The following is a 13987-nucleotide window of genomic DNA, read 5'->3' on the forward strand; positions in this document are numbered from 1 at the left end:
AGATGGCGGCTACGGGACCGGGCCGGCCAGGGCGGATGGCTCCCAGCGGCGCTATCCAGCCGCCCCCGGCGCCACGTGCGCCAGCTTTTCCTCAGGCAGCTCCTGCATCGGCCCGCTGCCGCTGTAGCGGTCCAGCGCGAGGTAGATCGCCGGCGTGATGTAGAGCGTGATCACCTGCGAGAAGATCAGCCCGCCGACCACCGCCACGCCCAGCGGCTGGCGCAGTTCGGCGCCGGCGCCCAGGCCCAGCGCGAGCGGCAGTGCGCCCATCATGGCCGCCAGCGTGGTCATCATGATCGGGCGGAAGCGCAGCCGGCAGGCCTCGCGGATCGCATCGACCGGCTGCATGCCCTGGGTGCGCTGCGCATCGAGCGCGAAGTCGATCATCATGATCGCGTTCTTCTTGACGATGCCGATCAGAAGCAGGATGCCGATGGTCGCGATCAGCGTCAGGTCGAAGCCGAAGAGCTTGAGCGACAACAGCGCCCCGACCGCCGCCGAAGGCAGGCCGGCCAGGATGGTCAGCGGATGGATGTAGCTCTCGTAGAGCACGCCCAGGAGCACGTAGATCACCAGCACGGCCAGGATCAGCAGCACCGCCTGGCTGGCCTGCGAGCTCTGGAACACCGCAGCGTCGCCGCCGTAGCTCGTGATGATCGAGGCCGGCATCTTGAGCTCGGCCTTGAACTGGTCGACCTTGGCGGTCGCATTGCCCAGCGGCACGTCGGGCGCGAGGTTGAAGGACACCGTCACGGCCTGCAGCTGCCCCTGGTGGTTGACCGAGGTCGGGCCGACGGTGCGCTTGACCGTCGAAAAGGCCGACAGCGGCACCAGCTGCCCGGCCTTGTTGCGCACCGAGAGGCGTGTCATGTCCTCCTCGAACTGGCGGTCGTCGTCGGCCGCCGAGAGGATCACCTGGTAGGTGTTGCTGGGGCCGTAGATGCTGCCGATCTGCCGGTCGCCATAGGCGTTGTAGAGCGCGGTGCGCAGGTCGCCGACCTCGACGCCGAGCACGCCGGCCTTGTCGCGGTCGATGTCGATGGTGGCCTGAAGGCCGCGGTTCTGCGAATCGCTGGTCACGTCGCGGAAGGCCGGGTCGGCGCGCATGCGCTCCATCAGCCGGTCGGCCCAGACGTTCATGGTGCCGGCGCTCACGCTTTGCAGCGTGTACTGGAAGCGCGCCTTGCTCTGCCGGCCGCCCAGGCGCAGGTTCTGCAGCGGCTGCATGTAGGCGGTGATGCCCGCGATCTCGCGAAAGCGCGTGCGCAGGGACTCCATCACCTGCGCCATGGCGGCGCGTTCTTTGCGCGGCTTGAGCACCACGAACAATCGGCCGGCATTCTGCGTGGAGCTCGAACCGCCGACGCCGACGAAGGAGTTGACATAGGCCACGTTCGGATCGGCCTGTACGGCCTCGGCCACGCGATCCTGCAAGACCTTCATCGCCGGGAACGAGATGTCCTCGGCGGCTTCGGTCGTGATGAAGATCTGCCCGATATCTTCCTCCGGGAAGAAGCCCTTCGGGATGACGATGAACAGCCACGCCGTCAGCGCGAAGGTCGATGCGGCGACGACCAGCATGAGCTTGCGATGATGCAGTGTCCAGTCGAGCGAGCGCAGGTAGCTGCCGTGGACCCAGCGGTAGCCCCGCTCGAAGCCGCGCCCGATTGCAGTGCCCGGCTCCGGGTGGCCTTCCTCATGGTCCAGGGCGCCGTGGGCACGCGGCGTATGCCGGAGCAGCCGGCTCGCGAGCATCGGCACCAGCGTGAGCGACACCACGGCCGAGACCATGACCGCGAGGCCCACCACCACCGCGAACTCGTGGAACAGCAGGCCGATCACGCCCGGCATGAAGAAGATCGGGATGAACACCGCCACCAGCGAGATCGAGATCGAGATGATGGTGAAGCCCACCTCGCGCGCGCCGCGCAGCGCGGCGGCCATCGGCTCCATGCCCTTCTCGACGTAGCGCATGATGTTCTCGAGCACCACGATCGCGTCGTCCACCACCAGCCCGACCGCCAGCGTGATGCCCAGCAGCGACACGTTGTCCAGGCTGTAGCCGAAGGCGGCGAGCAGCGCCACCGCGCCGATCAGCGAGATCGGGATCGTGGCGGCCGGAATCAGCGTGGCCACCACGCGGTGCAGGAACAGGAAGATCACCAGCACCACCAGCAGCACGGTGCCGAGCAGCGTCAGCTGCACGTCGTGCACGGCCTCGCGGATCGAGATCGAGCGGTCGTTGACCATGTTGATCTCGACCGACTGCGGCAGCTCTTCCTTGAAGCGCGGCATCAGCGCGCGCACTGCGTCCACCACCTGCACCGTGTTGGCGTTGGGCTGCCGCTGCACCGCCAGCGAGATCGAGTTCTGGCCGTTGAAGCTGCTCCCGGTCTTGACCGACTCGAAGCTGTCTTCGACGGTTGCGACCTCGTCCAGACGCACCGGCGCCCCATTGCGCTGGCCGACGATCAGCTTGGCGAAGTCGGCGGCCTTCATCAGTTGCTCGTTGGCCTGGATCGTGAGCGTCTGGCGCGGGCCGTCGAGCACGCCGACCGGGGTATTGGCATTGGCCGAGCGCACCGCGTCGGCCAGCTCGTCGAGCGTGATGTTGCGCGCGTTGAGCAGGTCGGCGTTGGCCTTGACGCGCACCGCGAAGGCCTTGCGCCCGTAGACCACGACCTGGGCCACGCCGTCGATGGTCGACAGCGTCGGCGAGATCAGGTTCTCGGCATAGTCGTTGAGCTCGGCCGGGCTCATCGACTGCGACACCATCGCGATGAACAGCACCGGCGCGTCGGCCGGGTTGACCTTGCGATAGGACGGCAGCTGGGTGAGTTCGATCGGCAGCTGCCGCTGCGCGCGCAGCAGCGCAGCCTGGACGTCGACCGCGGCCGCATCGATGTCGCGGCTGCTCACGAACTCGAGCGTGATCGAGGTCACGCCCTGGGTGTTGACCGAGCTGATGATCTGCAGCCCGGGGATGGTGGAGAACTGTTTTTCGAGCGGCAGCGCGACCGAGGAAGCCATGGTGTCCGGACTGGCGCCCGGCAGCTGCGCGTTGACGTTGATGACCGGCGTGTTGTAGCTCGGCAGCGCCGCGACCGGGATCTGGAAATAGGCAAAGATGCCGGCCACCACCGCGGCGGCAGAGAGCAGCACCGTCATCGCCGGACGACGGATGCAAAGCTCGGAGATGTTCATGAGCGCTCCCGCTCCGCGACCAGGCTGGCGTTGGAGGGCGCGACCGAGGCCGCGCTGCCGGGCGTGGCCTCGGGCGTCGTGCCGCCGGGCCGCTGCTGTTGCTGTGGCGTGGCCGCTGCGTCGAGGCGCACCTTGCCGCCGGGACGCACGTTCTGCTTGCCTTCGATGACCACCTGCTCGCCCGGCTCGACGCCGCGCACCGCGACCTGCGTGCCGAAGCTGTGGAGCGTCTCGACCTTGCGGCGCGCGGCCGTCTTGTTGGCATCGACCACGTAGACCGAGCTGCCCTCGGTCAGCATCATGATCGCGGCCGCCGGCACCACCGTCGCGCCCTCGATGGTGCGCACGGTGACGCGGGTCTCGACGAACTGGCCGGGCCAGAGGCCCTGGTCGGCGTTGTCGAACACCGCCTTGGCGCGCACCGTACCGATCAGCGGGTCGACCGTGTTGTCGACGAAATTCAGCGCGCCCTTCATCGGCGCCTTGCGCCCGGTCACGAGCGCCTCGACCGGCGTGTGCGAACGGGCCGCGGCCAGCAGGTCCTGCAGCTTTCCTTCGGGCACCGGGAAGCTCACCGCGATCGGGTCGAGCTGCGTGATCGTGACCAGCGACAGGCTGGGCTGCACCAGCGTGCCCGGATAGATGTTGACGGCGCCGATGCGCCCGGCGATCGGGGCGCGCAGCGTCGCATAGCCCAGCGCCACCTGCGCCGATTGCACCGCCGCGCGATCGGCCGCCACCGCGGCGCGCTGCGCCTCGAGCTGCGACAGCGTCGCGTCGGCCGCAGCCTTGGCGATGAAGTTCTGCGCCACGAGCTCCTGGCTGCGCTTGTGCTGGCGCTCGAGATCGGCCATCGTGGCCTCGTCCCTCTGCTGCTGCGCCCGCGCCTTGGCGAGGTTGGCCTGGTCGGGACGGTCGTCGAGCGTGAAGAGCAATTGGCCCTCCTTCACGAACTGCCCTTCCTTCACATGCACCTCGCGCACCGTGTTGGTCACCTGCGGGCGCAGGTCCACACTGTTGAGAGAAACCACGCTGCCGTTGACCTGCACCGTGACCGGCACGTCCTGCCGCTGCGCGGCGGCCAGCGTGACCAGCGCCACCGCGCCCCCGTTGGGCGCCGCACCCTTGCCCGCGGTCGGCGCGCCGGCCTCTGGCGCGCTGCGCGTCTTGGCGCCGGACCACCACCAGGTGCCGGCTGCGGCGGCGACGATCAACACGCCCGCAAAGGTGAGGACGAGGTTCTTCTTCATGGGGCGTATACGTTGGATCGTGGGCGGATCGCAGGCGCAGTGGGTGCACTTTTACCTGACAGCAACCATTGGAGCAGGGGTGCACTGCAAGAGTCCATCACCCCCGTAAAGATAAGTAAAGCGACCATGAGGGACCGCACGCCATGGACGCGGCTCCGGCGTGGGCCGACAGGGAACGGGCCGCTAGAATCCCCGCTCCCACAGCCTCTGGATGAACACCATGAACCGCTGCATCACCCCCTGGAATGCTCTCATTTTAGTAGCGCTCGGCGCAGTAATGGCGCCCGCCTGGGCGCAGGACGCGCCCGTGCCGCAAACCCAGAACGAAGCCGCCGCAGGCGGCCGCAATTTCCCCGTCGGCACGCTGCGCGGCAAATTCATGGTGGTGAACCCGCCCGAGATCCAGCTCGACGGCCAGCCCGAGCGGCTCTCGCCGGGCGCGCGCATCCGCAGCGCCCAGCACATGCTGGTGATGCCGGCCTCCATCACCGGCCAGAACCTGCTGGTCAACTACACGCGCGATGCCGCCGGCCTGGTGCGCGAAGTCTGGATCCTCACGCCCGAGGAGGCGCAGGCCAAGCGCGAATCGGCAGAGAAGCCGCTTCTGAACTTCTGGCCCTTCGTGGCCGACACCGGCCCGCGCGACGACGGCAAGACGCCGTTTGACCAGCTGCCCCGCTACGGGCAGTAGAAAAGCGCCCGCCTTCGACGCCAGGGCCCGGCCGCCTTGCCGCCGGCCAGGCGCGCCATGACGAAAGAGCAAGGCCAACCGGACCTCACCGGGAGCACCCCATGACCCCCAAAGTTTTCATCAAGACCTTCGGCTGCCAAATGAACGAGTACGACTCGGACAAGATGGCCGACGTGCTGCACGCCGCCCAGGGCTACGAGCCGACCACCAACGTGGACGAGGCCGACCTGATCCTCTTCAACACCTGCTCGGTGCGCGAGAAGGCGCAGGAGAAGGTGTTCTCCGACCTGGGCCGCGTCAAGCATCTCAAGGCCCGCGGCGTGAAGATCGGCGTCGGCGGCTGCGTGGCGAGCCAGGAGGGCGCGGCCATCATCGCGCGTGCGCCCTACGTCGACGTGGTCTTCGGCCCGCAGACCCTGCACCGCCTGCCCGAGATGCTGAACCAGCGCGAGCGCGAAGGCCGGCCGCAGGTCGACATCAGCTTCCCCGAGATCGAGAAGTTCGACCACCTGCCGCCGGCGCGGGTCGAGGGCGTGACCGCCTTCGTCTCGATCATGGAAGGCTGCTCCAAGTACTGCAGCTACTGCGTGGTGCCCTACACGCGCGGCGAGGAAGTGAACCGCCCGCTCGACGACGTGCTGGTCGAGGTCGCGGGCCTGGCCGACCAGGGCGTGCGCGAAGTCACGCTGCTGGGCCAGAACGTCAATGCCTACCGCGGCAGGATGGGCGGCACAGCGGAGATCGCCGACTTCGCCCTGCTCATCGAATACATCGCCGAGATTCCCGGCATCGAGCGCATCCGCTACACCACCAGCCACCCGAACGAGTTCACGCCGCGGCTGATCGAGGCCTATGCCCGCGTGCCGCAGCTCGTGAGCCACCTGCACCTGCCGGTGCAGCACGGCAGCGACCGCATCCTGATGGCGATGAAGCGCGGCTACACGGCGATGGAATACAAGAGCACGGTGCGCAAGCTGCGCGCCATCCGCCCCGGCCTTTCGCTCAGCAGCGACTTCATCGTCGGCTTCCCGGGCGAGACCGATGCCGATTTCGACAAGATGATGAAGCTGATCGACGATCTCGAGTTCGACAACAGCTTCAGCTTCATCTTCAGCCCGCGCCCCGGCACGCCGGCGGCCGCCCTGCCCGACGACACGCCGCATGCGGTCAAGCTCGCACGGCTGCAGCGGCTGCAGGCCGTGATCGACGGCAACGTCAAGCGCTTCGGCGAAAGCCGCGTCGGCACGCTGCAGCGCGTGCTGGTCGAAGGACCTTCGCGCAAGGATGCGCACGAGCTGATGGGCCGCACCGAGTGCAACCGGGTGGTCAATTTCGAAGGCGATGCGCGGCTGGTCGGCCGCATGATCGACGTGCGCATCACCCGCTCGCTGGCCTACACGCTGCGCGGCGAGGTCCCGACCGCCGAATCGCCCCAGGCATCGGCCCGCGAAGCCGCGGTGCCGGCGGCCTGATGGCGAAACTGAAGTCGGCGCGCGGCTCGTTCCGGCAGCTGCTGCTGTTCGCGTTCCTGCTGATCACGGCGCTGCTCGTGGGCGTCGCGCTGCGTTCGGTGTTCCAGTACGACGCGCTGGTGACGCAGAGCCGCGACGCGGCCGCGCGCGCCCTCACGCTGTCGGGCGCGGCGCAGTCCCTGGCCGAGCGCAGCGCCGCGATGGAGCGCGCGGGGCGCCAGTCGCTGGTGCTCAACGATGCGGTGCTGCGCCGCCGTTTCGACGAGGCCGCGCGCGACGCCCGCCACGTGCTCGATCGCCTCGGCGTCAACGGCCTGCCGTCCGCCGGCCCCGACCAGTGGCGGGCCCAGATGAGCGTGATCGAGGGCCTGATGGGCGGCGCTCCCGAGACCGCGCTTGCGCGCGAGAGCTCGATGGCGATGCAATTCCGAGACCTCGACGCGCTGAACACCAACATCGCGCAGCAGGTCCAGTTCCTGATCGAGACGCAGAACAACGCGCTCGCGCAGCGCATCGAGAACGCGCGCCGGCGGCTGATGCGCGAGGTGCTGGCCGCCAGCGCGCTGGCGGTATCGCTCGCGCTCGCCTTCGGCATCTGGCTGGCGCGGCCCTTCAAGCGGTTGGAGCACGCCATCGTCGGGCTCGGGGAAAATCGGCTCGACGAGCCGATCGATATCCGCGGCCCGGCCGACGTGCGCCGCGTATCGCAGCAACTCGAATGGCTGCGGCTGCGGCTCACCGAGCTGGACGCCGACAAGGCACGCTTCCTGCGTCACGTGTCGCATGAACTCAAGACACCGCTGGCCGCGCTGCGCGAAGGCGTCTCGCTGCTGGAAGACGGCGTGACCGGCGCCTTGAACCCGGCGCAGCGCGAGGTCGCGCAGATCCTGCAGCAGAACACCATCGCGCTGCAGGGACAGATCGAGGCCTTGCTGCGCTTCAACGCGGCGGCCTTCGAGGCGCGCGAGCTGCGCCGCCAGCGCACGCCGCTGTTGCCGCTGATCGAGGAACAGATCGAGGCCCAGCGCCTGCAGTGGCAGGCCAACGGCCTCACGGTGCGGGCGGAAGGCGAGCCGATCGCAGTGGTGGTGGACCCGGTGAAGCTGGGCACCGCGCTGGCCAACCTGCTGTCGAACGCGATCCGTTTTTCGACTCGCGGAGGCACCATCGCGATCGCCGTCTCGAGCACGGCCGACACCGCACGCATCGACATCGAGGACGCCGGCCCCGGCATCGCCGAGGGCGATCGCGACCGCATCTTCGAACCTTTCTTCCGCGGCGAGCGGCAACCCCAGCATTCGGTCAAGGGCACCGGGATCGGGCTGTCGATCGTGCAGGAGTACATTGCGGCTCATGGCGGCCGCATCACGCTGCTGCCGGAGGGGCCCGGCGCACGCTTCCGCATCGAACTGCCGCGCTCCGCCTGAACTCTGCCGCTCCACGCGCTACTTCCGACCCATGCTTTTTTCTCCGATCGTCCGCAGATCCGCTTTCGTCATGACGCTCGTCGTGCCGATGCTGCTCGCCGCGTGCAGCGCACCTCCCAAGCCGCCGGCCGAAGCCGTCGCCGTGGTGCCCGCGCCGCCGCCGCCCCCGCCCGTCATGCCGGTCGAAGCCGAGCCCATGGCTCCGGCCACGCAGCCGGCCCTGGTGTTCACGCAGCTCACGCAGGGCCCGGTGGCCGCCCTGCTCGCCTACGCCGACAGGGTGCGGCCGCTCGGCGGCAACGAACTCGCGGGCGAACTCGCGCGCCTCGGCGAGCCCGGCGACGTCCCCCTGACGCAGATGCAGGTCGCGCTGGTTCTGGCGCAGACCCGCGTTCCGGCCGACCTCGTACGCGCCATCGGCCTGATGCAGCGCGTGGCCGCCAACCCCTCGGCCGATGCCCAGCCCTTGCAGCCGCTGGCCCGCGCGCTCGCTGCCCGCTACCAGGAGCAGCGCCGCGTCGAGGACGACCGCGAACGGCAGGCCCAACAGCTGCGCGACAGCCAGCGGCGCATCGACCAGTTGAACGACCGCATCGAGGCGCTGCGCGCGATCGAGCGCAGCTTTTCACGGCCCAACAGCCCGCCACCGGCGGCCCCGGTGCCGAGCACGCCCAAGCCCGCACCATGAGCAACAGCAGCAGCGGCGCCCGCCTCCTCGTCGTCGACGACGACGCGGACATGCTGCGGCTGCTGTCGATGCGGCTCACCGGGGCCGGCTACCAGGTCACGGCCGTGACCTCGGCGGAATCGGCGCTGACGCAGCTCGAGATCGAGCATCCGCAGCTGGTCCTGAGCGACGTGCGGCTGCCGGGCCGCGACGGCCTGGCGCTGTTCGACGAGATCCGCAAGCGCCATCCGACGCTGCCGGTGATCCTGTTGACCGCGCACGGCACCATTCCCGACGCGGTCGAGGCCACGGCGCGCGGCGTCTTCACCTACCTGACCAAGCCCTACGACGCGCGCGAGCTGCTCGACAAGATCGCCCAGGCGCTGGCGCTCGGCGCGCCGACGACCGGCAGCGGCAAGGGCGGCGACGAAAGCTGGCGCTCGGAGATCGTGAGCCGGAGCAACCGCATGTCCGAGCTGCTGGCCGAGGCCCGCATGGTGGCCAAGTCGGACGCCAGCGTGCTGCTGCGCGGCGACAGCGGCGCCGGCAAGGAGCTGCTGGCGCGTGCCATCCACCGCGCCAGCGCGCGTGCCGACAAGCCCTTCGTGGCGGTCAATTGCGGGGCCATCCCCGAGGCGCTGCTGGAGTCGGAGCTCTTCGGCCACATGAAGGGCGCTTTCACCGACGCGGTCGCCAACCACAAGGGCCTGTTCCAGCAGGCCGACGGCGGTACGCTGCTGCTCGACGAGATCGGCGACATGCCGCCGGCCCTGCAGGTCAAGCTGCTGCGGGTGCTGCAGGAGCGCGCGGTGCGGCCGGTGGGCGCAACCCAGTCGATCACGGTCGATGTGCGGATCATCTCCGCCACCCACCGCGATCTCGATGCGGCCATGGAAGCCGGGCAGTTCCGGGAAGATCTCTATTACCGGCTCAATGTCGTCACGCTGAACCTGCCGACGCTCGCGGCGCGGCGCGAAGACATTCCGCTTCTGGCCAACCATTTCCTCCAGCGGCTCTCGACCAAGTACGGCAAGCGCCTCTCCGGCTTCGCGCCCGAGGCGCTGAAGGCGCTGACCACCGCCTCGTGGCCGGGCAATGTGCGGCAGCTGTTCAACGTGGTCGAGCAGGTCTGCGCGCTTTCGAGCTCGCCGCTGATCCCGCTGGCGCTGGTGCAGCGCGCACTGCGCGTGCCGAGCGTCGAGGTCCAGACCTACGCCGAAGCCAAGCAGCGTTTCGAGCGCGATTACCTGGTCGGCCTGCTCAAGCTGACCGACGGCAACGTGGCCGACGCGGCGCGCCTGGCCGACCGCAACCGCACCGAGTTCTACCGGCTGCTGCAGAAGCACGAACTCACGCCCGGCCACTTCAAGGCCGACGCGGCGTCGCCCGGCGGCGATCCTGTCGCCGACGAGCGACGCAGCTAAGTCGTTGATTCGATTGAACATCCTCAGTGCTACTCCAGAGCTTGTCGGGATTCGGCGACAAATTCGGGGGTTTTGGAGCCCTCGCGGGGTTCACGGTCAGTCGAAAGGCCACCGAAGCGATCTAAGCGCTTGATCTGAAAGCGTTTTTCCATGCTGGCACAGGGTTTGCCCCTGTAGAGGCATGACAGCACACAACAGCCCATCTTTCGCACTGCGTCCGCAGCGCGACGGCCTGCGTCAAAAGCAGTTTTCCCTCTCGCGGCCCCGTGCCGCGGGTCATTCAGCGGCCGCGCTGGCAAACGCCGGCGGTGCCGCACCGGACTGCGTGTTCAAGCGCTTTCCGGCAATCGGCGACACGCCATCCGTCCAGAAGCAACGGTGGTGAGTCGCATATGAAGCCCAACGATTTCTCCCAACTGAAAGTGCTGACGGCCGCGGATTTCTCGCACCGCAGCCCGATCCGCGAAGAGCGCCATCCCAATTCGGTGACGGCGCCCCCGATCAACCGCGGTTCGATGGCGCCCCGCCCCTGGCGCGGCTTCTGGAACAGCATCGGCACGGCCCTCTTGGTCAAGCTCGGCGCCGGCAGCGCAGCCCAGGTGGCGCGCGGCGCGGCGCCGGCCCGGGCGGCCAAGCAGCCCTGGCAGCGTGCCGCCACGCAGCGGCGCCTGGCCTTCATGGCGCTCACCGTCTTCAGCACGCTGATCGCCTCGACGCTGTTCGCCCGCGTGCAGCCCGACTACGACAACCTCTGGCTCGAGTACAGCCAGATCGCCCTCTACGGCCTGCTCTCGGGCTGGGTCGTGACCGGTTTCGTGACCGCACTGATGGGCTTCTACGTCTCGGTGCGCGGCGACAAGCACGCGCTCTCGGCCAAGCAGGTGGCCGACCATCCGATGAATCCGGAAGCGCGCACGGCGATCATCATGCCGATCTGCAACGAGGACGTGGCCACGGTGTTCGCCGGCCTGCGCGCGACCTGCGAATCGGTGGCCGCGACCGGCCATGCGCGGCAGTTCGACGTGTTCGTGCTGTCCGACAGCTACACGCCCGAGGTTGCCGCCGCCGAACGCGCCGCCTGGGAAGAGCTGCGCGCCGCGCTGGCGGAGAGCCCGAACCAGCCGCAGGTCGAGGTCTACTACCGCCTGCGCAAGCGCCGCACCCATCGCAAGGCCGGCAACGTGGCCGACTTCTGCCGCCGCTGGGGCAAGGACTACCGCTACATGGTGGTCCTCGATGCCGACAGCGTGATGAGCGGCGACTGCCTGACCTCGATGGTCAAGCTGATGGAAGCCAACCCGACGGCCGGCATCATCCAGACCGCGACGCAGGCCATCGGCCACGTCACGCTGCATGCCCGCGCCCAGCAGTTCGCATCGCGCATGACGGGCCGCCTGTTCACGCTCGGCATGCAGTTCTGGCAGCTCGGCGAATCGCACTACTGGGGCCACAACGCGATCCTCCGCGTCGAACCCTTCATGGAACACTGCGCGCTGGCGCCGATCAAGGGCACCGGCGGCATGTCGGGCGGCATCATGTCGCACGACTTCGTCGAGGCCGCGCTGATGCGCCGCGCCGGCTACCACGTGTGGCTGGTGGCCGACCTGGTCGGCAGCTACGAGCAGCAGCCGCCGGACCTCCTGGCCGAACTGCAGCGCGACCGCCGCTGGTGCCAGGGCAACCTGCAGAACGCGCGCCTGATGGCCGAACCGGGCCTGCATTCCGTGCACCGCGCGATGTTCGTCACCGGCACCATGGCCTATGTCTCGGCGCCGCTGTGGCTCGCCTTCCTGACGCTGGGCACGGCCCTGTGGCTCACCGGCTCCAGCGTGGTCGCCCACTGGCTGGTGATGCCGATGGAACTGGCCGGCCTCTGGCTGTGGACGCTGTGCCTCTTGTTCCTGCCCCGCATCCTGGGCATCGCGGCCGTGCTGATGCGCCGCGAGCAGCGCCAGTACGGCGGCGTCGGCAGCCTGCTCAAGAGCGCCGCGCTCGAAAGCGCGCTGGCCATCGTGCAAGCGCCGGTCCGCATGCTGGCCCACTCGCTGTTCGTGATCGTGGCGCTCACCGGCATCAAGCTGGACTGGAAGTCGCCTCCGCGCGAAGCGGCCGCTGTGCCGTGGCGCATCGCCGCCGCCCAGCTGGCGCCGATGACCCTGGTGATCGCGGCGCTGGCGGTCGGTATCGCGCTGATCGACGCCGGTGCGCTGGCCTGGCTGATGCCGGTCGGCCTGCCGCTGCTGCTGGCGATCCCGCTGACCGTGCTGACCAGCCAGATTGCACTGGGCAACTCGCTGCGCGATCGCGGCTTCCTGCTGATTCCCGAAGAGTCGCGCTCGCCGGCCGTGCTGCGCAGAGCGTGGATGCATGCAGTAAGACTGGCACGCGTGTGACGCGCTGATCTCGCCGCAAAAAAAGCCCGCTGTCAGCGGGCTTTTTTTATTGCGGTCAGAAGCGCGGCATCCCGCCTCCGCCCATTCCGGGCATCCCCTTCATGCCGCCCATGCGCTTCATCATCTTCATGAGGCCGCCGCCCTTCATCTTCTTCATCATCCCTTGCATCTGCTCGAACTCGTTGAGCAGTCGGTTCACTTCCTGAACCTGCACACCGGCGCCGGCCGCGATGCGGCGCTTGCGCGTGGCCTTGAGCAGCTCGGGTTTGCGCCGTTCCAGCGGCGTCATGCTGTTGATGATCCCTTCCTTGCGCCGGATGTCGCGCTCGGCGCGCGTCATGTCGGCCTCGGTGGCCTTGGCCGCCATCTGCGCGGGCAGCTTGTCCATGATGCTGGAGAGGCCACCCATCTGCTTCATCTGCTGCAGCTGGCCGAGGAAGTCGTTGAGGTCGAAGCCGGCGCCGCTCTTGACCTTGGCCGCCAGCTTCTGCGCAGCCGCGACGTCAACGCCGGCCGTGACCTGCTCGACCAGCGCGACGATGTCGCCCATGCCGAGGATGCGTCCGGCATGGCGCTCGGCATCGAACACCTCCAGCCCGTCGATCTTCTCGCTGACACCGGCGAACTTGATCGGCACGCCCGTCACCTGCCGCACCGACAGCGCCGCGCCGCCGCGCGAATCGCCGTCGGTCTTGGTCAGGATGATGCCGGTCAGCGGCAGCGCTTCCTTGAAGGCCTTGGCCGTATTGATCGCATCCTGGCCTTGCATCGCATCGACCACGAACAGGGTTTCGACCGGGTTCAGTGCGGTGTGCAGCTGCTGGATCTCGGTCATCAGCACCTCGTCGATCGCGAGACGGCCGGCCGTGTCGACCAGCAGCACGTCGAAGAAATGGCGCTTGGCATGGTCGAGCGCGGCGCGTGCGATGTCGAGCGGCTTCTGGTCAGGCGTGCTCGGGAACCATTCGGCCCCGGCCTGCTTCGTGACCGTCTTGAGCTGCTCGATGGCCGCCGGACGGTAGACGTCGCCCGACACGGTCAGCACCTTCTTCTTGCGCTTTTCGATCAGGTGCTTGGCCAGTTTGGCGGTGGTGGTGGTCTTGCCGGCGCCCTGCAGGCCAGCCATCAGGATCACGGCCGGCGGCTGGGCCACCAGGTTGATGTCGGCCACGCCTTCGCCCATGGTCGCGGCGAGTTCGCGGTTGACGATGCCGACCAGCGCCTGGCCGGGTTTCAGCGAGCCGAGCACCTCCTGGCCAAGCGCTTTTTCTTTCACGCGGGCGACGAAATCGCGCACCACGGGCAGAGCGACGTCGGCTTCGAGCAAGGCCATGCGCACTTCGCGCAGCATGTCCTGCACATTGCTTTCGGTGATGCGGGCCTGGCCGCTGACCTGCTTGACGAGGCGGGAGAATTTTTCGGTGAGGGCGGTGGCCATGGTGCTTCCCGCTCGGCGGGA

9 protein-coding genes are annotated in these 13987 nt (G+C 68.5%); 6 read left to right on the top strand and 3 right to left on the bottom strand.

Features of this window, described 5'->3' with window-relative positions; all coding sequences use genetic code 11:
• Positions 1 to 51 precede the first annotated feature (51 nt).
• Positions 52 to 3204, bottom strand: coding sequence for an efflux RND transporter permease subunit (locus tag ACSQ9A_RS23670; protein ID WP_436305424.1), 3153 nt, complete (start codon positions 3202 to 3204; stop codon positions 52 to 54).
• Complete coding sequence (locus ACSQ9A_RS23675; RefSeq protein ID WP_436305425.1) at positions 3201 to 4454, bottom strand: efflux RND transporter periplasmic adaptor subunit; 1254 nt, start codon at positions 4452 to 4454, stop codon at positions 3201 to 3203. Before ACSQ9A_RS23675 ends, ACSQ9A_RS23670 begins: the two co-directional genes overlap by 4 nt.
• A gap of 220 nt (positions 4455 to 4674) precedes the next feature.
• Between ACSQ9A_RS23675 and ACSQ9A_RS23680 the strand changes: the two genes are divergently transcribed.
• The 6 genes from ACSQ9A_RS23680 (at position 4675) to mdoH (ending at position 12528) form a co-directional block, all read left to right on the top strand.
• On the top strand, positions 4675 to 5145 hold the full coding sequence (locus ACSQ9A_RS23680) for a hypothetical protein (protein WP_093104079.1): 471 nt from the start codon (positions 4675 to 4677) through the stop codon (positions 5143 to 5145).
• Positions 5146 to 5246: 101 nt separating this feature from the next.
• The gene (miaB, locus tag ACSQ9A_RS23685) at positions 5247 to 6617 is read left to right on the top strand and encodes a tRNA (N6-isopentenyl adenosine(37)-C2)-methylthiotransferase MiaB (RefSeq protein WP_436305426.1); all 1371 of its coding nucleotides are present in this window, start codon (positions 5247 to 5249) and stop codon (positions 6615 to 6617) included.
• Entirely contained in the window at positions 6617 to 8044 is a 1428-nt protein-coding gene (locus ACSQ9A_RS23690) for a sensor histidine kinase (protein ID WP_436293603.1), read from the top strand. The genes miaB and ACSQ9A_RS23690 overlap by 1 nt, the downstream gene beginning before the upstream one ends.
• Positions 8045 to 8114: 70 nt before the next feature.
• Positions 8115 to 8732: a hypothetical protein gene (locus ACSQ9A_RS23695; protein ID WP_436305427.1), complete on the top strand. Its 618-nt coding sequence runs from the start codon at positions 8115 to 8117 to the stop codon at positions 8730 to 8732.
• A complete protein-coding gene (locus ACSQ9A_RS23700) occupies positions 8729 to 10135 on the top strand; it encodes a sigma 54-interacting transcriptional regulator (protein ID WP_093104073.1) in 1407 nt (468 codons plus the stop codon). Before ACSQ9A_RS23695 ends, ACSQ9A_RS23700 begins: the two co-directional genes overlap by 4 nt.
• 392 nt (positions 10136 to 10527) lie before the next feature.
• The gene (gene mdoH / locus ACSQ9A_RS23705; RefSeq protein WP_436305428.1) at positions 10528 to 12528 is read left to right on the top strand and encodes a glucans biosynthesis glucosyltransferase MdoH; all 2001 of its coding nucleotides are present in this window, start codon (positions 10528 to 10530) and stop codon (positions 12526 to 12528) included.
• Positions 12529 to 12583: 55 nt separating this feature from the next.
• On the opposite strand, the gene ffh is transcribed toward mdoH, so the two are convergent.
• The gene (gene ffh / locus ACSQ9A_RS23710; RefSeq protein ID WP_093104068.1) at positions 12584 to 13966 is read right to left on the bottom strand and encodes a signal recognition particle protein; all 1383 of its coding nucleotides are present in this window, start codon (positions 13964 to 13966) and stop codon (positions 12584 to 12586) included.
• Positions 13967 to 13987 lie beyond the last annotated feature (21 nt).

This window comes from Variovorax sp. LjRoot290 (genome assembly GCF_964253985.1).
Lineage (GTDB): Bacteria > Pseudomonadota > Gammaproteobacteria > Burkholderiales > Burkholderiaceae_C > Variovorax.